At 52.7% G+C, this 19152-nt stretch carries 21 protein-coding genes; 9 read left to right on the top strand and 12 right to left on the bottom strand.

Translation table 11 applies throughout. The features are described 5' to 3' along the window. Nucleotides 1–57: 57 nt before the first annotated feature. Nucleotides 58–750: a TetR/AcrR family transcriptional regulator gene (locus ACOZIO_RS14785; RefSeq protein WP_129991497.1), complete on the bottom strand. Its 693-nt coding sequence runs from the start codon at nucleotides 748–750 to the stop codon at nucleotides 58–60. Nucleotides 751–834: 84 nt separating this feature from the next. Between ACOZIO_RS14785 and ACOZIO_RS14780 the strand changes: the two genes are divergently transcribed. Both ACOZIO_RS14780 and ACOZIO_RS14775 read left to right on the top strand, forming a co-directional pair. Beyond that, entirely contained in the window at nucleotides 835–2334 is a 1500-nt protein-coding gene (locus tag ACOZIO_RS14780) for an MDR family MFS transporter (RefSeq protein ID WP_129991496.1), read from the top strand. A 103-nt stretch (nucleotides 2335–2437) separates the two neighbouring features. Then, on the top strand, nucleotides 2438–4285 hold the full coding sequence (locus tag ACOZIO_RS14775) for an ABC transporter ATP-binding protein (protein WP_129953885.1): 1848 nt from the start codon (nucleotides 2438–2440) through the stop codon (nucleotides 4283–4285). An 8-nt stretch (nucleotides 4286–4293) separates the two neighbouring features. Here ACOZIO_RS14775 and ACOZIO_RS14770 read toward each other — a convergent pair whose 3' ends face one another. Together ACOZIO_RS14770 and ACOZIO_RS14765 are read right to left on the bottom strand one after the other, a co-directional pair. Next, a complete protein-coding gene (locus tag ACOZIO_RS14770) occupies nucleotides 4294–5421 on the bottom strand; it encodes a GNAT family N-acetyltransferase (protein WP_129953884.1) in 1128 nt (375 codons plus the stop codon). A gap of 152 nt (nucleotides 5422–5573) precedes the next feature. Beyond that, on the bottom strand, nucleotides 5574–6209 hold the full coding sequence (locus tag ACOZIO_RS14765; RefSeq protein ID WP_129953883.1) for a carbonic anhydrase: 636 nt from the start codon (nucleotides 6207–6209) through the stop codon (nucleotides 5574–5576). Between the two features lie 219 nt (nucleotides 6210–6428). Here ACOZIO_RS14765 and msrA point away from each other — a divergent pair, with 219 nt between their 5' ends. Next, nucleotides 6429–6971, top strand: a complete 543-nt coding sequence (msrA, locus tag ACOZIO_RS14760; RefSeq protein ID WP_129953882.1) for a peptide-methionine (S)-S-oxide reductase MsrA — start codon at nucleotides 6429–6431, stop codon at nucleotides 6969–6971. A 73-nt stretch (nucleotides 6972–7044) separates the two neighbouring features. Here msrA and ACOZIO_RS14755 read toward each other — a convergent pair whose 3' ends face one another. The 7 genes from ACOZIO_RS14755 to ACOZIO_RS14725 all read right to left on the bottom strand — a co-directional run bounded on the left by ACOZIO_RS14755 (nucleotide 7045) and on the right by ACOZIO_RS14725 (nucleotide 11570). Then, the gene (locus ACOZIO_RS14755) at nucleotides 7045–7227 is read right to left on the bottom strand and encodes a 4-oxalocrotonate tautomerase (protein WP_421595448.1); all 183 of its coding nucleotides are present in this window, start codon (nucleotides 7225–7227) and stop codon (nucleotides 7045–7047) included. Nucleotides 7228–7346: 119 nt separating this feature from the next. Continuing rightward, nucleotides 7347–7664, bottom strand: a complete 318-nt coding sequence (locus ACOZIO_RS14750; protein ID WP_205951598.1) for a hypothetical protein — start codon at nucleotides 7662–7664, stop codon at nucleotides 7347–7349. Between the two features lie 20 nt (nucleotides 7665–7684). Further along, nucleotides 7685–8950, bottom strand: a complete 1266-nt coding sequence (locus ACOZIO_RS14745; protein WP_129953880.1) for a PTS sugar transporter subunit IIC — start codon at nucleotides 8948–8950, stop codon at nucleotides 7685–7687. Nucleotides 8951–9027: 77 nt separating this feature from the next. Beyond that, on the bottom strand, nucleotides 9028–9330 hold the full coding sequence (locus ACOZIO_RS14740) for a PTS sugar transporter subunit IIB (RefSeq protein ID WP_047606432.1): 303 nt from the start codon (nucleotides 9328–9330) through the stop codon (nucleotides 9028–9030). 64 nt (nucleotides 9331–9394) lie between these two features. Then, the gene (locus ACOZIO_RS14735) at nucleotides 9395–9838 is read right to left on the bottom strand and encodes a PTS sugar transporter subunit IIA (RefSeq protein ID WP_129991492.1); all 444 of its coding nucleotides are present in this window, start codon (nucleotides 9836–9838) and stop codon (nucleotides 9395–9397) included. A 207-nt stretch (nucleotides 9839–10045) separates the two neighbouring features. Continuing rightward, nucleotides 10046–10642, bottom strand: a complete 597-nt coding sequence (locus ACOZIO_RS14730; RefSeq protein ID WP_129953877.1) for an AAA family ATPase — start codon at nucleotides 10640–10642, stop codon at nucleotides 10046–10048. Next, nucleotides 10635–11570, bottom strand: a complete 936-nt coding sequence (locus ACOZIO_RS14725; protein WP_129991491.1) for a tagatose-bisphosphate aldolase — start codon at nucleotides 11568–11570, stop codon at nucleotides 10635–10637. The genes ACOZIO_RS14730 and ACOZIO_RS14725 overlap by 8 nt, the downstream gene beginning before the upstream one ends. Nucleotides 11571–11803: 233 nt before the next feature. Between ACOZIO_RS14725 and ACOZIO_RS14720 the strand changes: the two genes are divergently transcribed. Continuing rightward, nucleotides 11804–12736: a sugar-binding transcriptional regulator gene (locus ACOZIO_RS14720; protein ID WP_129953875.1), complete on the top strand. Its 933-nt coding sequence runs from the start codon at nucleotides 11804–11806 to the stop codon at nucleotides 12734–12736. Nucleotides 12737–12830: 94 nt separating this feature from the next. Here the strand turns inward: ACOZIO_RS14720 and ACOZIO_RS14715 are convergent, their stop codons facing one another. After that, nucleotides 12831–13661, bottom strand: coding sequence for an alpha/beta fold hydrolase (locus ACOZIO_RS14715; RefSeq protein WP_129991490.1), 831 nt, complete (start codon nucleotides 13659–13661; stop codon nucleotides 12831–12833). Between the two features lie 328 nt (nucleotides 13662–13989). Here ACOZIO_RS14715 and ACOZIO_RS14710 point away from each other — a divergent pair, with 328 nt between their 5' ends. The 3 genes from ACOZIO_RS14710 to ACOZIO_RS14700 all read left to right on the top strand — a co-directional run bounded on the left by ACOZIO_RS14710 (nucleotide 13990) and on the right by ACOZIO_RS14700 (nucleotide 16696). After that, nucleotides 13990–14631, top strand: coding sequence for a hydrolase (locus ACOZIO_RS14710; protein ID WP_129953873.1), 642 nt, complete (start codon nucleotides 13990–13992; stop codon nucleotides 14629–14631). 62 nt (nucleotides 14632–14693) lie between these two features. Further along, nucleotides 14694–15113, top strand: a complete 420-nt coding sequence (locus ACOZIO_RS14705; RefSeq protein WP_421595447.1) for a DoxX family protein — start codon at nucleotides 14694–14696, stop codon at nucleotides 15111–15113. Continuing rightward, nucleotides 15110–16696 carry an MFS transporter gene (locus tag ACOZIO_RS14700; RefSeq protein ID WP_217138487.1) on the top strand — a complete coding sequence of 529 codons (1587 nt, stop codon included), beginning with the start codon at nucleotides 15110–15112 and terminating at the stop codon, nucleotides 16694–16696. The genes ACOZIO_RS14705 and ACOZIO_RS14700 overlap by 4 nt, the downstream gene beginning before the upstream one ends. Nucleotides 16697–16728: 32 nt before the next feature. Here ACOZIO_RS14700 and ACOZIO_RS14695 read toward each other — a convergent pair whose 3' ends face one another. Then, nucleotides 16729–17637, bottom strand: coding sequence for a LysR family transcriptional regulator (locus tag ACOZIO_RS14695; RefSeq protein WP_217219238.1), 909 nt, complete (start codon nucleotides 17635–17637; stop codon nucleotides 16729–16731). A gap of 139 nt (nucleotides 17638–17776) precedes the next feature. Between ACOZIO_RS14695 and ACOZIO_RS14690 the strand changes: the two genes are divergently transcribed. Next, a complete protein-coding gene (locus tag ACOZIO_RS14690; RefSeq protein WP_129953869.1) occupies nucleotides 17777–18085 on the top strand; it encodes an antibiotic biosynthesis monooxygenase in 309 nt (102 codons plus the stop codon). 162 nt (nucleotides 18086–18247) lie between these two features. Beyond that, the gene (cho, locus tag ACOZIO_RS14685) at nucleotides 18248–19099 is read left to right on the top strand and encodes an excinuclease Cho (protein WP_129953868.1); all 852 of its coding nucleotides are present in this window, start codon (nucleotides 18248–18250) and stop codon (nucleotides 19097–19099) included. Nucleotides 19100–19152: the final 53 nt, after the last annotated feature.

The following is a 19152-nucleotide window of genomic DNA, read 5'->3' as shown; positions in this document are numbered from 1 at the left end:
AAAAAAGAGGGAATTAAGAGAGTTGCGCGGCTTGACCCGCGCTTATCGTGATCCGGCTTACGGCTTCTGCGGTGCAACGCCGTGGAACAGCAAAAGGGTGACGTGTTTACGCAACATGTCGGGGGAAATGGGCGATACGCCTCCCTGTCTCATTTTCATTGAGGCCATCGGGAACAGCGTCAGGCCGAACAGGGAAATGAACAACAATGCCGGATTAAGATCCGGGTTTAGCCGTCCTTCTGCCTGCCAGCGGATAATGCACTCCTGTACGATTTTCCGGTTTTTATCGCCGTTACGTTCTTCCATGCGTTTTTTCAGCATACCGCTTTCGCTGATGACTTCGCGTACCCACAGCGGTGCTACCCACGGGTATTTTTCTGCCGCATCAATCATGCATTGCGCCATGTTGGTGATCGCCATCAGCGGGTCATCGGCATGCGTTTCGAAAATGTCCGTAAATCCGGCACGCACCGGCTGAAAACGTTCGTCGATCATCACGTCCAGCAACTGTTCACGGGTCTTGAAATAGTAATGCAGCATGGCGGTAGTGACGCCAGCTTCTTTGGCGATCATGCTCAGCGGTGTTTCGGCGATGCCGTATTGGGCAAACAGTTTCAGGGCGGCGTCCAGCAGCAGTTCACGCTTGTCTGCGCCTTTTTTGCCACTGCGGGGACGACCCGGACGACGCGCGGCTGCCGTGGGATCTTTTTGGGCAGATCCTGGCGTTTCTGAGATTTTTCTGTCTGCCATAAGAAAGATGATCCATTGACCAGATGAGTTTGATGCTTCAATATTAATTATATCGTTAATTAATTACAAGTCAGGATCTCATTCATGACGACAATAAATTCGGCACCAGGCGAGGTAGTGCAACAGAAGCCTTCGATAAAGCTGCTGTTCTCTGCGCTGATGCTGGTGATGTTGCTGGCCGCACTTGACCAGACCATAGTCTCCACCGCGCTGCCGACCATCGTCAGTGAACTCGGCGGGATGGAACAGCTCTCGTGGGTGGTGACCTCATATCTGCTGGCCTCCACGATTGTGGTGCCGCTGTACGGTAAGTTTGGTGATCTGCTCGGCCGCAAAATTGTGCTGCAAACGGCGATTATCGTGTTTTTGCTCGGTTCCGTATTGTGCGGACTGGCGCAGAACATGACTCAGCTGATCCTGATGCGTGCTTTACAGGGGCTGGGCGGCGGCGGGCTGATGGTGGTCAGTATGGCTGCGGTCGGTGATGTGATTCCGCCTGCAGAGCGCGGTAAATATCAGGGGTTATTCGGCGGTGTATTTGGCCTTGCGACAGTTATCGGGCCGCTGATTGGCGGTTTTCTGGTTGAGCATATTTCATGGCGCTGGATTTTCTATATCAATCTGCCGCTGGGGATCTTCGCCCTGCTGGTGATTGGTGTGGCCCTGAAATCGCAGACCGCGCGTATCCGCCATGAAATTGATTTTCTCGGTGCGGGTTATCTCGCGGCGGCGCTGACCTGCATTATTTTGTTCACCAGCGAAGGGGGCACGGTGTATCAGTGGTCAGATCCTCAGCTGTGGTGCATTCTGGCGTTCGGTATTGTGACCCTCGGTGGCTTCATTTATGAAGAGACGCTGGCGGCAGAGCCGATTATTCCGCTGGGCCTGTTCCGTGACCGTACGTTCCTGCTGAGTTGTGCAATAAGCTTTATTATCGGTATGTCTCTGATGGGGTCGATGACCTTTCTGCCGCTGTATTTGCAGGTGGTGAAAGGCTCGTCGCCGTCACAAGCCGGGATGCAACTGTTGCCGCTGATGGCCGCGCTGCTGGTCAGCTCGGTTATCAGCGGACGTCTGATTAGCCGCATCGGGCGCTACCGCATCTTCCCGATTATCGGGACGTTGCTGAGTTTTGCCGGCATGGTGTTGCTGGGCTTTCTGAAAGTCAGCACACCGGTGCATATGTTGTATCTCTATATCGGTGTGCTCGGTCTCGGGCTGGGCATGGTGATGCAGGTGCTGGTGCTGGCGGTGCAAAATGCGGTGTCGATGAAGCAGATGGGGGTGGCAACATCCGGGGTGACGCTGTTCCGTTCTATCGGTGGTTCCATCGGCGTGGCAATGTTTGGTGCGATTTTTACCCATGTGCTGCGTGATCAGCTGGGGGCATTGATCCCCGAAGGCACGGTGCTTCCGCGCTCGCTGGGTGCGCAGGCGGTGCAGGAATTACCGGCCGCCATCCGTGCTGATTATTTGCAGGCCTTTGGCTCGGCGCTGCACTCGGTGTATCTGATAGCCGCGTGCGTGATGGTGCTGGCGTTTGTCCTGTCGCTGTTACAAAAAGATGCTGTGCTGAAGAAATAACCGGCCATACTCCCCGTGATTTGCACTAAGCTTTGCCCTTTACGGCGTTGAAATGGCATGGAAACCAGCAACGCCGACAGGGATATCATAAAGGGGATCCGCTATGCTGTTTCGCCGTTTCGAGCGAATGATCGACATCTTCCGTGAGGCACCGGCCGTTGAGCCGCCGGATCAGGTACTGCCTTTCTATGTTTATTATCTGCGCCAGGTCTGGCCGAGTTTCGCTATTTTACTGGTGGTGGGGCTGATCGGTGCGCTGATCGAAGTCTCGCTGTTCAGCTATCTCAGCCAGATTATCGACCTGACCAAGGACACCCCGCCGGGCAGTTTTTTCACCGACCATAGGGGCGAGCTTCTCTGGATGGCGGCGGTCGCGATGATCCTGCGGCCGGTATTTATCGGGCTGCATGATTTGCTGGTTCACCAGACCATCAGTCCGGGCATGACCAGCATGATCCGCTGGCAGAACCACAAGTATGTCCTCAAACAGAGCCTGAACTTTTTCCAGAGCGATTTCGCCGGACGCATTGCCCAGCGCATTATGCAGACCGGTAACTCGCTGCGCGATTCGGCGGTGCAGGCGGTGGACGCCATCTGGCATGTGGTCATTTATGCCGCCAGTGCGTTATTCCTGTTTGCCGAGGCGGACTGGCGGCTGATGATCCCGCTGATTATCTGGATTTTTGGCTACGGTATCTGTCTGCGTTATTTCGTGCCGCGCGTGAAACAACGCTCGGTGCAATCATCGGAAGCGCGTTCAAAGCTGATGGGTTGTATCGTTGACGGTTACACCAATATCACAACGCTTAAACTGTTCGCCCATACGGATCTTGAACAGAAATACGCGCGCGAAGCGATCACTGAACAGACCGAGAAAACCCAGCTGGCAGGGCGCCTGGTCACGGGGATGGATGTGTCGATCACCACGCTGAACGGGTTGCTGATTGTCAGCACCACCGGTCTGGCTCTGTGGTTGTGGACGCAGTCGCTGATAAGCGTCGGGGCTATCGCGCTGGCGACGGGTCTGGTTATTCGTATCGTGAATATGTCCGGTTGGATCATGTGGGTGGTGAACGGTATTTTTGAAAATATCGGCATGGTACAGGATGGCCTGCACACCATTGCGCGGCCGCTGACGGTAACGGATATTCCGCAGGCGAAAGCGCTGAAAGTGGATCAGGGTGCGATCCATTTCGATCATATTGAATTTAACTATGGAAAAGAGAATGACGGCAAAGGTGGCCGGGTGATCCCGAATCTGGATCTGGCGATTCGCCCCGGCGAGAAGATCGGTCTGATCGGACCGTCCGGCGCGGGGAAATCCACACTGGTCAATCTGCTGTTGCGTCTTTATGACATCGACGGTGGCCGTATTTTGATTGATCAGCAGAATATTGCGGAGGTCACTCAGGAAAGCCTGCGCGCCCAAATCGGTATGATCACGCAGGACACCTCACTGTTGCACCGTTCAATCCGCGATAATCTGCTTTATGGCAGGCCGGGCGCGACGGAAGAAGAGTTGCAGCGGGCAATCCGTCAGGCGCGTGCCGATGAATTTATCCCGCAGCTTTATGATTCACTGGGCAGAACCGGGCTGGATGCGCATGTCGGCGAACGCGGCGTTAAACTTTCCGGCGGGCAGCGTCAGCGTATTGCGATTGCCCGTGTATTACTGAAAAACGCCCCGATCCTGATCATGGATGAAGCCACGTCGGCGCTGGATTCCGAAGTGGAAGCGGCAATCCAGGAAAGTCTGGAGACGCTGATGGGCGGCAAAACGGTGATTGCGATTGCACACCGCTTATCGACCATCGCCAAAATGGATCGCCTGGTGGTGCTGGAAAAAGGACAGATTGTCGAGACGGGCAATCACGCCGAGCTGCTGGCGCACGGTGGTCTTTATGCGCGCTTATGGCAACACCAGACCGGCGGTTTTGTCGGTATGGATTAAGGCCGCACTTAACAGACGTCGTGCCGGTAGGGCAGCACTTCACGGGCTTCATCGGCCCAGCGCTGCACGGCGGCACGTTCTTCCACCAGAAAATCCTCCACGGCATCGCGCAAACCCGGATGCCGTAAATAGTGCCAGGAGTCGGTGATCACCGGTTCAAAACCGCGCAGCAGCTTGTGTTCCCCTTGTGCCCCCGCGTCGAAACGCGCCAGTCCGCTGGCAATCGCATATTCCATTCCCTGATAAAAACAGGTCTCGAAATGGAGCCGGTCAAATTCCGCTACACATCCCCAGTAGCGGCCATAAAACGTATCGCCGCTGATTAAGCTGAAGGCCATCGCCACGTCGCGGCCGTTTTGCTGAGCAAACACCACGCGGATAGCCTGCGGCATTCTTTCCGCCAGCAGGCTGAAAAAAGTGCGGGTCAGATACGGCGACTGGCCGCGAACTGCATAGGTATTGCTGTAACAGGCATAGACGAAATCCCATTGCGCTTCTGTGACCTGCGCACCTTCCCGCCAGACAAAATTGATTCCTTGTGACGCCACCTGTTCCCGCTCTTTGCGAAACTGTTTGCGCTTACGCGACGTCAGCGCGTCGAGGTAATCCTGAAAATCCCGGTAGCCACGGTTTTGCCAGTGATACTGCAGGCCCTGACGGTGCTGCCAGACCGCCTGATCGCCCATCAGCCGGTTGGCGCGTTCGTCAGTAAAATTAATATGCGCACCGGTCAGTCCATTCTCTTCCAGATAATCAGGCAATGTCTGTAACAGATTGATCACCGCCGATTCCTCACCCAGCAACCTTGCGCCGGTCACCGGGCTGAAGGGTACGGCGCCCAGCCATTTCGGGTAATAAGCAATGCCTGAACGCTGGCAGGCATCTGCCCAGCCCTGATCAAACACATATTCGCCATAAGAATGGTGCTTGCGGTAGCCGGGAATGGCGGCGCAGATTTCGCCGTTTTCCTGCCAGAGAAGGTGCTGCGGACGCCAGCCGGAATGTGGCCCCAGGCTGCCGCTGTCTTCCAGCGCGGATAAAAATGCATGACTCAGGAAAGGCTGCTGCGCAGGCACCAGCGCATCCCACTGTGCGGCAGGACAATTGGCCAGACGGTTTAACGTAATAACAGACATCAATTATTCTCGCTGTGGCGTAAAAGAGAAATCGGTTAACTGTCGTTCAGGCAGGGGGATATTACGGCAGAGGTGAAGACAACACTATAATAAGACTTAAGTCGATGATTTATCATCCGGAACATTATTTACAAATGTTCCGGATGTTTTAATTAACTGGCTCTGACTTCAGGGTTATCAGACAGCGAAATAAAAGCGCCGCTTTTCGCATCGAAAGCTTCGATAGAACCCGATTCAATATCATAAACCCAGCCGTGCAGGGTAATTTCCCCTTTCGCCAGCGCGACGGCAACGCAAGGGTGTGTGCGCAGGTTACTGAGCTGGGCAACGACGTTCTGGTGCACCATACCGTTGACGCGGGCCTCAGGGTTTTCGTGTTCGACGGATTCATTGATGGCTTTCGCGGCATCGGAATAACGCAGCCAGTGGGCGACTGCCGGCATGTGATCCAGACAGGTGCAGTTCGCAATGGCGCTCATTGCGCCGCAGTTGGAGTGCCCGCAGATCACGATATCTTTCACGCCCAGCGCCATGACGGCATATTCTACCGTGGCGGAAACGCCGCCCGGTTCCGGCCCGAATGGCGGCACAATATTACCGGCATTACGGATAACAAACAGTTCGCCCGGTTCACGCTGCGTGACCAATTCCGGCACTAGCCGGCTGTCAGAACAGGAGATAAACAAGGTTTTAGGATTTTGGTTTAACGCGAGTTTTTTGAATAAGTTAGAGCGTTGCGGAAACGCTTCTTTCTGGAATCTGAGGAAACCTTCAATGACGTCTTTCATAGGGGAATTCCATGTATTTCAATGCCAGTGAGTCTGCCACGAAAAAAAAGCCAGATCAATCAGACGAAATATCAACACTATTTACAGGGAAATAAGCGGGTGCAAAATAATATCATTTACCGGGGATAAAATTTCACATTCTGTTTTTTTAATGCCATACCTTTATCTCAATGCTATTCGTCCCCATATTTCTTCTACCCCCTCAGTGAAGGAGTCTGTATGACAATCGAATACGCTATTTTCGGTGGCGGCTGTTTCTGGTGTACGGAAGCGGTGTTCAAAGACGTCATCGGCGTGGAGTCGGTGGAAAGTGTGTACACCGGCGGGCGTCGTCCGAATCCGAATTATGAACAGGTTTGCACCGGCACGACCGGCCATGCGGAAGCCATCCGTGTAGGGTTTGACCCGGAAAAACTGACCTACGGCGATTTACTGGATATCCATTTTGCGACGCACGATCCGACCCAGCTTAACCGCCAGGGGAATGATGTCGGTACGCAATACCGTTCAGCGATTTTCCCGGCTAACGACCAGCAAAAAGCAGAGGCGGAAGCGGCAATACTGCGTGCGCAACATGATCACAGTGATCCGATTGTCACCAGCATTGAACCGCTCGGTGAAGTCTACGTGGCCGAGGGTTATCACCAGAATTACTGGGATGGCGCAGGACAGCAGAACCGTTACTGCATGGCGGTGATCCCGCCGAAACTGCAAAAATTGCGCAAGAGCTTTGCGCAGCGGACGAAATCTTTGCAAAAGTAATCACGTTTCTGGCCGTTTTATCGGCTCAGCCAGCACATTCTCTGTGCTGGCTGACGGCGTTTAATCCCGCCTATTATTCTTCCGGTAATACGCCCCCTTTTGCCCAATGTGATTTTGGTATTTCAGTGATTATCACATCCACACTTTCAGGCTTACAGTTAAGCGTTTCTACCGCCAGGCGGGTCACTTCACGGGCAAAATCGCGTTTTTGTTCAGTAGTGCGGCCCGGCAACATTTCCAAACGGATCATCGGCATAGTAAATCCTTCGTTATTAGGCCCTCACGACGGGGGCAAAATCTATTCTACGGAAGGATTGAGAAGAATAAAGACGTGAAAAACAAAAGCCGGAACCTCTGTTCTGGCTTTTGGCTCCCTCAGAATCCGTAGCGGATTGCATCCTTACTTTGCTGCATCAGCGCATCGATTTTCTCAGAATATTGCTCCAGCCCTTTGCCGTCACCGGCTTCAGAGCACTGACGCCGCCGGGCATTGTAGGCTTTCATCAGCTGAGCCTGGGCAAACCCGGGTTTGCCATAACAGGCCATGCTTTGCTCCCAGCAGGCAATGGCCGCGTCCAGATCCTGCTGTTCCTGATACTGTTTTCCCAGTTCATTAAGTGCTTTCGCCGACGCCTGCGGCGGCATCTGTTGCGCTAAAATTTGTCCGATGCGTGTGTCCAAACTTTTATCCATAAGAAGGCTCTCCGGTTCGCTTAGTGGAAGAAGTTAAGAATGTGGCCGAATACCAGCCCGACGCTGATGACGTCTGAGTCACTGAACGTCACGTTCGAGAAGCCGAACTTACCCAGCAGCGGCAGCAGCAACGCAGGCAGCAGGGTGATAAACAGGCCGTGGAAGATGCCGCCGATAATTGCGCCGCGCCGCCCGCCGACAGCATTGCCGAAGATGCCCGCTGTGCCACCCGCGAAGAAGTTGGTCAGCATGCCCGGTAAAATCATCGCCAGCCCGAGGCTCGGAAACAGGAACATGCCGATGACGGAGCCAATGGTGGTGGAGATGAAGCCGATAATGACGGCGTTCGGTGCATACGGAAACAGCACCGGGCAATCGAGTGCCGGAATGGCGTTCGGGACAATGCGCAGGGCGATGCCGCGAAATGCCGGTACGATTTCCGCCAGCAACAGGCGGACACCCGACAGCAGAACATAAACGCCGACCACAAACTGAATGGATTGCAGGAACGAATAGACCAGATAGTTGACGTTATTGGCGTAAGGCGCGACGACTTCCGGCCCTGCGGCAATCGCCGGGATCAGGTAAATCGGGATCATCACCACCATCATCGACAGGTAGGTGTCCTGCAGAAAAGAGAAAGATTGCGGCAGCTCGAAATCTTCGGTGCTTTTACTGACATCGCCGGTGATTTTCGCCACACCCGCCTGCACGATATAACCGATGGTGCAAAAATGGCCGAGTGCAATGTCATCGGAACCGGTGATTTTACGCACGATCGGCTGAGCCAGCACCGGCATCCCGACGGCCATAATGCCCGCAATAATGCCGCCGGTCAGGATCAGTTCCGTACCGCGCAAACCGCCCATATACCCGATAACGGAACACACCGTGGCCATCCACAGGGATGCCTGTCCGGTGAGAAAGATATATTTGAAACGGGTCAGGCGGGCAATCAGGATATTGACGATAAACGCCAGAACCATAATTAATGCGGTTTCACGCCCGAGGGTTTGCTGTGCGATACCGGCAATAGAACCGACGTCGGTAACAATCCCGCGCATATGAAACCCTTTCTGGAATATTTCACCCAGAAAGGTCAGGGCATTAACAATAATACTTGCACCGGAAAGCAGAACCAAAAAACCCAGAAGCGTTTTTAATGTGCCGGTAATAACTTGCCCGGTGCTTTTCTTTAATGCTATCAGACCAATCATGGCGATCAGTGATATTAATATTGATGCCTGGCCTAATACATCATTGACAATAAAGTGAAGGAAAGACATAAGCGTCCCCTGTAGAGTTCACGGTAATTGTTCTGTTGATTTAATTTATACGTATTGTGAATTAAGACAGCGTGTTATTACGTGGCCAGATGCCCCATCTCCTGAAGAATAGGCGTCAGCTTGGTCTTTATTTCATTTTTATCCACCAGTCGTTTCAGATAAATAATATTGGCATTAATGGTGTAATGCTGAAATTGCGATCTGAAATTCTCGCCGGTCATAATAATGTCAGCTCTTGAAGACGTGGCGCTGGAAATATCACAATGTGATAAATCGGCTTCCACACCCAGATCCTTCAGTGCCGCTTCGATACTCATTTCACAGGCAAAACTGCTGCCCAGACCCGCACCGCATACCGCCAGGATTGATAGCTTTTTCATCATTTTTCCTTACGTTCTTTGTAGGTGTTCATAAAGGGTTATGTTTATCTTTTTCACTTCACGTCTAAAACTGCCGGATAATCTCTAATGCTTCCTGTTTGTTTTTACTGCGTTTTAATCGTTCCGCTGCCTCGTCATCGCAGAACAGATGGGAAAGGCTGGCAATCATTTCGATGTGCGAATGGCTGTCCACCGCGGCCAGCGCGAAGATAACGTAAACCGGATCATTACCTTCACTGCCAAACTCAACGCCTTCTGAAACAATGACCAAAGACAGTGCCGTCCGGTTAACCCCTTCTTCAGGCCGGGCGTGTGGCATCGCAATACCTTCGCCCAAAACATAATAAGGTCCGATCTCCCGGTGCATATCATATATAGCCTGAAGATAGCGATTTTCCGCTGCGCCCGAATCAATTAACGGTTGTACGGCAACTGCTACTGCACTTTTCCAGTCATCTGTTTTGCTAATGATTTGCGTGTTGTTTTCATTAATCCAGTCGCTTAACATAATACCTCTTCATATGAATAGGGTCTTTTCTCAGTATGATATTTAATTAAAATAAAAACTGTGATCTGTCCAATCCTATTAGCCATCAATGAACGATAATAATTTCAAACAACCTGAAAGAATGAATGATAGTAGAGGGTTAACAATATCCCGATATCAGAATTAACTTACTTTTTCAGTAAATAAATATTTCCTTTGTTCAGGTATTTATTGGAGTTGTGTGTGGAATGCATTAATTATCCACGTATGAATATCAACAATGTTCACAGGCTTATTTTGTCCGATAACATTCTGGTCCACAGAATACACTGGCCCTGAGGTTATTGGTCGTGCATTTCCGGCGAGAATTTTTAATTCGGGAATATATTCTGCCCCGACATGTCCCGGTAAACGTTCGCCCAGTCGTGAGGAAAATCGTTCGGCCGCACGTTCAGCATCAATCTGGCACCAGATTTCCACAACCTGTGATGCGCCCGCCCGTTGCAGATAATCCTGCAATACCTCTTTGGGCTGAAAACCAAACCACGCATCGACAATAAAAGTGCTGCCCTGAGGCGCGCCGCCGATGATGTCCCAGATAACCTGATAACTTGCCAGCCCGAGCACGCGGTTAAAAGGACGGTCAACATTCTCTAATCGCTGAAGAAATGGGTTTTTAATGCCATCAAGCGACAGTTGCAGCCAGCCGCTGTATGCAGAAAGCTCAACGGCGAGTCGGCTTTTACCTGACGCCGGGATCCCGTTCACCAGGATGACGCGTTTGCCGGTAAAGCCATTTCGTGAGGCGCTTCTGTTTTCAGACATGTTCCACCTGTTGTGTCTGGTTGTGTGCCGGTGCATGGAAATGCTGCTCAATGACGGCCTGAAGTTCGTTCAGACGCGGTACAGCCAGCGATTCCAGACGGGATTTTGTCGCATTGCGGTCCAGTGAGATGCAGTCTTTCCACAATGATCGGCCTGCGATAACGCCTGATGCGCCTTCGCTCATGGCATCCGCCACTTGTTTGAGGAAGGTGGAATGGTCAACGCCCGCAGAAAGCACGGCCCACGGCACGTCACCCGCGAGTTTCGTGATGTCAGCACAGGCTTGTTTTGAGCCAGGATAGGGCAGTTTCAACACCTTAGCCCCGCATTCCAGACAAATCTTCGTGCCGCCATAAATCAGAGACGGGACTTTTTCTTTATATTCTTCCCCGGTTTCGTTGTCGAGTTTATAGGTCAGGAACTCCACCACCAGCAGCAGGTCTTCGCGGGCGAAATCTTCAATGCACTGGCGCAGAATATCAATGTTATGACGGTTTGCCGCTTCCTGATCGGAACGCAGATACACCATGATTTTACCGCCGGTCGCGCCGAGCTCACGCACACGACGCGCATCGACATTCTCCACCAGCCGTGACAGACGATAACCTTCCGGCGAATTATCCCAGCCTGATGCATCCAGGCCAATCAGCAGCGCGGTGTCGCGGGCAATGATGCCGTTGTCCACCAGTTGCGGCACGGCACAGACCGGATCGACCAGTACGCAGGAGGCTTTGCTGGCAAGATATTGCGTGATGTCGGCTTTAATCAGCCCGAGTTCGTGCTCTGAAATGGCAGATTGTTGTTGCGGATCGCTGGCGAGCAGGCTGCGCATGGCGCCGCGCTGGTCACAGGCGATCACCATCATTGCGCCATTTTTACCGCAAATCTGCTGATAGCTGCGTAATTCTGAGGTGGACATTTTTGACATGGAACTCTCCTTTGCGTGAAATTTATTACAGATGAAAAAATCTCGATTACACTGGACGTTCTGTGTTTACCCCCTGGATAAACGGGGTGGAAAATCGCGTAACATGCCGTATTACAAGGGTTGAAGCCCGATCCGGCACATTGCATTTTTACAGGTGTTGCGCAATAATCCCTCAATCGACGATTTGAGTGTAATTCATTACTGAAAGGAATTTCAAGCTGAAAGAGCCAATTTTGCAAGATATTGCAGCAACGCGTGCCATGATGCATCTGGTAGCGAAGCTGCATTACGAGTCTGATATGTCTCAGGTGGAGATTGCACGCAAGCTGGATGTGTCGACGGCAACCATCTCCCGGTTGCTGAATAAAGCCCGCGCGGCGGGGATTGTACGCATCGAAGTGGTGGGATTATCTTCACCGGAAGACATGACGGCAGATCTGATAAAACGTCTCGGGCTCAAACAGGCGTATGTTGTGGATGCGCCGCCGGGCAATGTGCTCGGCGCACTGGCGACGCCGCTGGCTTCTCTTTTACAGGACGCCGGTTTAGGGGCGGGATCGGTGCTCGGTATTGGCTGGGGAAGGGCGGTGCGCGAAGTCACGCTGGCCGGTATGCCTCGTCTGCCGGGGATCATGACCGTGGCGCTCAACGGCGGTATGCAACAATCTGCGCCGCATTTTCAGATAACCGAGTTCGTGCGCCGCGCAGCGGAACAGATGGAAGGCACGCCGTATTTCCTGCATGCCCCTTATCTTTCTTCTGCGGAATTGCGTGATGCGTTTCTCTCGGACCCGAGTGTGCAGGAAATCATTTCACTGTGGGACAGGCTCGATGCGGCGATTGTCGGTGTGGGACTGACGCATACGCCGAAGCCGAGCGAATCCACCACCGCGACACCCGGCGAGCAGGCGCTGAGCGATGCCGCAGGCGATGTGCTGCGCCATTACTTCACGGGAACGGGCGAGTTATTGCACTGGGAAGGCGAGGAGCGAATGATTGCGGCCTCGGTTGAACAGTTGCGCAAAACGCCGCTGACTATCGGCGTGGCGGCAACGCCGGAAAAAGCGGCAGGGATTATCGGTGCCGTGCGTTCAGGCATGATTAATTCATTAGTGACGGACGTGAATACCGCACAGGCGATTCTGGATAGACTGCCGGTAGTCTGACGGCTGCTTTGTTAAAAGAAGTGCTTAAAACAGGCTCAAAAGAAAAAGGCATTCCTTTGCGGGAATGCCTTTTCGTTTCTGCGGATGACGTTGTTTACCGCTGAGCAGTACCGGTCAGGAATGCCAGTAAATCGTCGTTCAGCTGATCCTGATGCGTCACAGCAAAACCATGCGGTGCGCCTTCATAGATTTTGAGCTCTGCGTTTTTAATCATTTCTGCTGCCAGTTTGCCTGTGGCTTCGAACGGTACTATCTGATCCGCGCTGCCGTGAATAACCAGCGTCGGTACGGTAATTTTCGCCATGTCCGGGCGGAAATCCGTTTCAGAGAAGGCCGTAACACAATCAACAGTTCCTTTCAGCGACGCCATCAGTGCAATGTTGAGCGTCTGCGTCATCACGCCATCAGAAACGGTCATCCCCTGATTGGTGCCGTAGAACGGTGTCGCAAAATCGCTGATGAACTGTGCACGGTCTTTCAGTAAACCGGCTTTGATACCATCAAATACGGATTTATCCACACCCTGCGGATGATCATCCGTTTTAATAAACAGCGGTGTGACCGCACCCAGCAGGACCAGGCGGGTGACGCGTTCTGAACCGTAACGGCTGATGTAACGGGTGACGTCGCCGCCGCCCATGGAGAAGCCGACCAGCGTCACGTCCTGCAAATCGAGATGTTCAATCAGATCATTGATATCAGAGGCGAAAGTGTCGTAGTTGTAACCTTCCCATGGTTGTTCTGAACGGCCAAAACCACGGCGATCAAAAGCGATAACCCGGTAGCCGCGATCGGCCAGGAAATTCATCTGGCTGTCCCACATATCAGCATCCAGCGGCCAGCCGTGACTGAATAATACCGGCTTACCTTTACCCCAGTCTTTAAAATAAATTTGAGTGCCGTCTTGTGTATTGAATGTGCTCATTTATAGATTTCCTCAGCGATTATTTTGCAGGTTTTATACGGGTCGTGTGTTGTGTTGAAAACAACATTAGGCGTGGCAGGGAAATATTGATAACAGGATGTTTTTGATAAGTTGTTAAAAGATTTTGTTGTTCCTATCGCGCTGAAATTAATGGGTATTATCGGGCATATAGAGAGGGTAATACCTGTCAAAAAAATCTGAACAAGTTGCCAAATTCTTTCCGCTATCCGCTTTTAATGTCCTGACCTATTGTTAATTCCAGCAGCACAACAGCACGACGTTAAATACAAACACTCAATCTAACAATGCACTCTGAGAGGAAATGAAAATGTCTAAATTCGATCTGCTGGACCCACAGAACTCCACCCTGATTTTCATCGACCATCAGCCACAAATGTCCTTCGGCGTTGCGAATATCGATCGCCAGCAGCTTAAAAATAATACGGTCGCTCTCGCTAAAGCGGGCAAAGTTTTTAACGTGCCGGTGATTTACACCTCGGTCGAGACGGAAAGCTTCAGCGGTTATATCTGGCCGGAATTACTGGCGGTGCATCCGGATGTGAAACCGATTGAGCGTACCTCAATGAATTCCTGGGAAGACGCAGCATTCGTGAAAGCCGTTGAAGCCACAGGCCGCAAAAAACTGATCATCTCCGCCCTGTGGACCGAAGTGTGTCTGACATTCCCGGCACTGATGGCGCTGAAAGAAGGGTATGAAGTGTATGTGGTGACCGACACCTCCGGCGGCACCAGCGTGGACGCTCATGAACGTTCCATTGACCGTATGGTGCAGGCTGGTGCAGTGCCGGTGACCTGGCAGCAAGTTCTGCTCGAGTATCAGCGCGACTGGTCACGTAAAGAGACATACGACGCTGTTATGGATCTGGTGCGTGAACACAGCGGTGCTTACGGTATGGGTGTCGATTACGCCTACACCATGGTGCACAAAGCCCCGCAGCGTAAAGCGTAACCTTCTTCATTTATCCATTAAGCCGGAACCGTGCTCAGGCGGGTTCCGGCAGGAGAGACATCATGCGTCATGCCCCTGTTTCCCGCCTGTCGGCACCTGTTATCCCTTTCGCGGTCATCCGCTGGTTGGCCCTGCTGGCCTTATGTGCCGCGTATTTGCAGGGTGGCATCGTCAAACTGTTCGATTTTCCCGGCGCGATTGCCGAGATGCAACATTTCGGTTTGTCACCGGCCGCGCCCATGGCCGCTGCGGTGATTGTGCTGGAACTGGCGGCTTCGGCACTGATTCTTACCGGACGCTTTCGCCGGGCGGGTGCGCTGGCGCTGGCGCTGTTCACTTTCAGCGCCAATTTTATGGCAAATGCCTTCTGGCAGGTGTCGGGACAGGAACGCGCCATGATGATGAACGGTTTCTTCGAGCATATCGGGCTGTCCGGCGCTTTTATCTATGTTGCCTGGGATGACCTTAAGGGGCGGGTATGAGCCAGAATACTGTTGCGACCGGCGGCGCTTTTTCACCGCTGAAACAAGGATTATTTGCCACGATTTGGGTGGCAACCATTCTCGGTAATACCGGCAGTTTTATGCGTGATGTGGCCAGCTCGTGGTTAGTCACCGGGCTGTCATCAAACCCTGCGGCGGTCGCGCTGATGCAAACCGCAGCAACCTTGCCGATTTTTTTGCTGGCGATCCCCGCGGGTGTGCTGTCCGATATTCTTGACCGTCGCCGCCTGCTGATTTTTGTTCAGTTGTTGCTGGCAGGTGTCAGCGGAACCTTGCTTCTGTTGTCACACAATAATTTGCTGACCGTAGAATACCTGGTAGCACTGACCTTTATCGGCGGTATCGGTGCCGCGCTGATGGGGCCTGCCTGGCAGGCGATTGTGCCGGAACTGGTGCCCCGTTCAGATTTGAGAAATGCCGTCGCGCTGAATTCACTGGGGATCAACATTGCCCGGGCGGTGGGTCCCGCTGGCGGAGGTTTGCTGCTGGCCAGCCTCGGTGCCGGTGCGGCTTACGGCGCAGATGTCATGAGCTATGTTTTTGTCATCGGCGCATTGCTGTGGTGGAAGCGTCCGGTTAAAGCGAAAAATGAGTTATCGGAGCACTTCCTGGGTGCGTTCCGTGCGGGGCTGCGATATGTCAAAGCCAGCCGGGAACTTCACCGTGTGCTGCTGCGTGCCGCGATTTACTTCGCTTTCGCCAGCGCCATCTGGGCGATGTTGCCGCTGATTGCCCGTAATATGTTGCACGGTACTGCCGGATTCTACGGTGTTCTGCTTGGCGCAGTGGGCGTCGGCGCGATTTTCGGTGCGCTGCTGTTGCCCCGTTTACGCCGGAAACTGAGCGCTGACGGACTGGTGCTGCTTTCCGCCTTACTGTCCGCCGCCGTCATGTTGCTGCTGGCAACATCACCGGAAAAATGGCTGGCCGTGGTGCTGATGGTGGTATTAGGGATTGGCTGGATTATCGCGCTGACCTCCATGAACGGTGTGGCGCAGGCGGTACTGCCTGACTGGGTGCGTGGCCGCGGGCTGGCAGTGTACCTGATGGTGTTTAACGGTGCGATGGCAGCGGGCAGTTTGTTCTGGGGTTTAATTGCCCGGGAAACCGGTCTGGTCGGGGCGCTGTTACTCGCCGGCAGCGGATTAGTTATCGCCGCGCTGGTATGCTGGCGGCTGAAATTGCCCGCTGGCGAGGCGGATTTACAACCTGCCGGGCACTGGGATAATCCGGTCGTGGAAGGGGATGTGCAGGGCGATCGCGGTCCGGTGATGATCCAGATTGAATATATGATTGCACAGGAAGATCGTCCGGCGTTTCTGGCTGAAATCCGCAAACTTTCGCTGGCACGCCGCCGTGACGGGGCTTATGCGTGGGGGATCACCGAGCACAGCGATGATCCGTTGCGTCTGGTGGAATGGTTCCTGGTGGAATCCTGGCAAGAGCATCTGCGTCAGCATCAGCGTGTGTCGCATGCCGATGCCGATTTGCAAAGCGAAGTGACACGTTATCACCGTGGAGAAAATAAACCTCAGGTACATCATTACCTTTCGGTACGTTAGTCGCAGTACAAAGCCGCATAATGCGGCTTTTTTTATTCCAGGCTATACACCGCTGCGATACCGTCGAAATTCTGTAAGTTTTCGCGCCACCACATGGCGGCATTGCCGGTGGCATTTTCGTTCCAGGCCATAAAAGCCTGATCGCGACGGGTTTCTGTATCGAGACGACGCTCCACCAGCGCACCGCTTTCGAGATGCGGCGCGGCGAGGTAACGCGGCAAATAGCCACAACCCAGCCCGGCAATTTGTGCGTGAACTTTGGCGTTAAAATCATGAACGCTCAGCATTTTCTGTTCATCAAGCACGCGTAAATCAGCCCCTGTACCGTGGCGGGACGTGTCGTGAACCACCACCGCGCGATACTGACGGATTTGCTCACGCACCAGCGGTTCCGGCAGTGAGGCGAGCGGGTGATGCTTTGCTACTGCAAACACATATTCCAGCCAGCCGATCGGGCGGTATTCAATGCCGCTGCGCGTCACCGGCTCCTGCACGGCACCGAATACGATGTCGGCTTCGCCGTAACTCAGCGCTTCCCAGCAACCCGCCAGTACGTCGTGGCGGAACAATAACTGGGTGTGCTGATGTTCTGCGTAAAAACGGTCGATCAGCGGCGCAAGCAGCGCGAACGGGACGGAAGCATCGACGCTGATGGTCAGTTTGCTTTCCCAGCCGCTTTCGACGTACTGCGCCTGTTGTTCCAGCTCACTGACGGCCCGCAGCAGTACGCGGCCTTTTTCCAACATCAGACGGCCAGTGGGTGTGAATGTCGCGCGGTGGCCTGAGCGGTCCAGAAGCTTGATATTCAGATCACTTTCCATTTTCTGCACGGTATAACTCAGTGCAGAAGCGGTTTTAAACAGTCTGGCAGCCGCAGCGGCAAAAGTGCCGTGTCTGTCCAGCGCATCCAGGATCAGCAGCGCTTCAAGGCTTAATCGCATTATTTCCCCCACCCCAAAAATTGTTTAACAACAACCCAAAATATTTCCGTTATGAATGACTGTATTGATTTCGTATCGTTCATGAATATAACGCAACATTCAGTTAACCAGAACAACGGTTAATGAGAAGGAATATCTGATGACTTATCCGCACCAACCTGACCACATTACTCTGGTGATAACCCATGGCGTACGGCGGGATAAGCTGACGGAATATGAATCCTGGCTGGAGAAACTGATGGCCGATGCGGCAAGTTTTACCGGTTACCAAAGTGTAAAAATCTTGCGGCCGGTTCATGGGGAAACTATCTACACCGTGCTGGTCCGTTTCGATAACATTGATAATCTTTACCAGTGGATACAATCCGGACAGCGGGAAAACCGTGAAAAAACCTTAGCTAACCTGCTGAATGGTCAGGAATATATAGAGCTGCGTACCCAGGCGTAAATCCTGACGTTCAATATTTACACAAGATTTTTCCTACAAAGGTTGAAGGCTGTATAAATCACCAGTATTATCCGTCTGTTTTTTATACGGCATTTTTTGTTTTAGAAAAGTTTCAAAAAAGGTGTCAGAGAAAAGTTATCAGAGAAAAACAGGTCAGCTATTTTGTGGAATCCCGAGAAAGAGCTTTTTACCGAGCTCTATCAGTACCCTGAGCATCTTCGTCATACCTTAGAAAATTTGCCCAACCGCAGCGGCGTGTATATTTTTTACGGTGATGATAATGCCTTTCCGCTGTATATCGGTAAAAGCGTGAATATCCGCAGCCGGGTCATGTCGCACTTCCGCAATCCTGGCGAAGCCAAACTCCTGCATATGACCCGTGATATTGAATTTATTGAAACGATCGGGGAAGTCGGCGCCTTATTGCTGGAATCTGATCTGATCAAAACCCGGAGACCTTTGTTTAATAAGCGTCTGCGCACTGCCCGTAAGCTGTGTTCCATCCGGCTTCAGGGGCTGACGGCCAGCATCGTTTTCAGCGATGATGTGGATTTTTCGCACAGCGAAGACCTGTTTGGGTTGTTTAAAACCAGGATGTCGGCAGTCGAAAAGATCCGTGAGATCGCCGATCAGGAAAAGCTATGTTACGGCGCGCTGGGGCTGGAAAAGCTGTCAAAAAATCGCGCATGTTTCCGCTTTTCACTGGGCAAATGCGCCGGAGTCTGTTGTGGCAAAGAATCACAGGAGGCCCATCAGGCACGTTTGCGGGAAGCACTCAGCGCCCTGAAAATTCGTAGCTGGCCGTATCCGGGACGGATTGCCATCGCCGAAGAAGCCAACGGACTGACCGATTATCACGTCATTAATCACTGGTTTTACCTGGGGACAGTGAAAACGCTGGAAGCCGCCAAAGCCTTTGATACTGCTGTGCCGCATTTTGACCGCGACAGTTATAAAATCCTCTGCAAACCTTTATTCGAGGCAGACAGCCCGAAAGTGATTTTGCTGGACTGAGATCACTACGGTGATAACCGGCTGTGTTCTTTGCTTCCTGCAGTGTAAATAGC

The organism is Rahnella sp. PD4, assembly GCF_049199325.1.
Lineage (GTDB): Bacteria > Pseudomonadota > Gammaproteobacteria > Enterobacterales > Enterobacteriaceae > Rahnella > Rahnella perminowiae.
This window is presented reverse-complemented; position numbering and strand designations above follow the sequence as displayed.

Excerpts from the sequence above, each read along its gene's own strand:
- ACOZIO_RS14785 (WP_129991497.1), bottom strand. The coding sequence starts at position 750 with ATGGCAGACAGAAAAATCTCAGAAACGCCAGGATCTGCCCAAAAAGAT.
- ACOZIO_RS14780 (WP_129991496.1), top strand. The coding sequence starts at position 835 with ATGACGACAATAAATTCGGCACCAGGCGAGGTAGTGCAACAGAAGCCT.
- ACOZIO_RS14775 (WP_129953885.1), top strand. The coding sequence starts at position 2,438 with ATGCTGTTTCGCCGTTTCGAGCGAATGATCGACATCTTCCGTGAGGCA.
- ACOZIO_RS14770 (WP_129953884.1), bottom strand. The coding sequence starts at position 5,421 with ATGTCTGTTATTACGTTAAACCGTCTGGCCAATTGTCCTGCCGCACAG.
- ACOZIO_RS14765 (WP_129953883.1), bottom strand. The coding sequence starts at position 6,209 with ATGAAAGACGTCATTGAAGGTTTCCTCAGATTCCAGAAAGAAGCGTTT.
- msrA (WP_129953882.1), top strand. The coding sequence starts at position 6,429 with ATGACAATCGAATACGCTATTTTCGGTGGCGGCTGTTTCTGGTGTACG.
- ACOZIO_RS14755 (WP_421595448.1), bottom strand. The coding sequence starts at position 7,227 with ATGCCGATGATCCGTTTGGAAATGTTGCCGGGCCGCACTACTGAACAA.
- ACOZIO_RS14750 (WP_205951598.1), bottom strand. The coding sequence starts at position 7,664 with ATGGATAAAAGTTTGGACACACGCATCGGACAAATTTTAGCGCAACAG.
- ACOZIO_RS14745 (WP_129953880.1), bottom strand. The coding sequence starts at position 8,950 with ATGTCTTTCCTTCACTTTATTGTCAATGATGTATTAGGCCAGGCATCA.
- ACOZIO_RS14740 (WP_047606432.1), bottom strand. The coding sequence starts at position 9,330 with ATGAAAAAGCTATCAATCCTGGCGGTATGCGGTGCGGGTCTGGGCAGC.
- ACOZIO_RS14735 (WP_129991492.1), bottom strand. The coding sequence starts at position 9,838 with ATGTTAAGCGACTGGATTAATGAAAACAACACGCAAATCATTAGCAAA.
- ACOZIO_RS14730 (WP_129953877.1), bottom strand. The coding sequence starts at position 10,642 with ATGTCTGAAAACAGAAGCGCCTCACGAAATGGCTTTACCGGCAAACGC.
- ACOZIO_RS14725 (WP_129991491.1), bottom strand. The coding sequence starts at position 11,570 with ATGTCAAAAATGTCCACCTCAGAATTACGCAGCTATCAGCAGATTTGC.
- ACOZIO_RS14715 (WP_129991490.1), bottom strand. The coding sequence starts at position 13,661 with ATGAGCACATTCAATACACAAGACGGCACTCAAATTTATTTTAAAGAC.
- ACOZIO_RS14710 (WP_129953873.1), top strand. The coding sequence starts at position 13,990 with ATGTCTAAATTCGATCTGCTGGACCCACAGAACTCCACCCTGATTTTC.
- ACOZIO_RS14705 (WP_421595447.1), top strand. The coding sequence starts at position 14,694 with ATGCGTCATGCCCCTGTTTCCCGCCTGTCGGCACCTGTTATCCCTTTC.
- ACOZIO_RS14700 (WP_217138487.1), top strand. The coding sequence starts at position 15,110 with ATGAGCCAGAATACTGTTGCGACCGGCGGCGCTTTTTCACCGCTGAAA.
- ACOZIO_RS14695 (WP_217219238.1), bottom strand. The coding sequence starts at position 17,637 with ATGCGATTAAGCCTTGAAGCGCTGCTGATCCTGGATGCGCTGGACAGA.
- ACOZIO_RS14690 (WP_129953869.1), top strand. The coding sequence starts at position 17,777 with ATGACTTATCCGCACCAACCTGACCACATTACTCTGGTGATAACCCAT.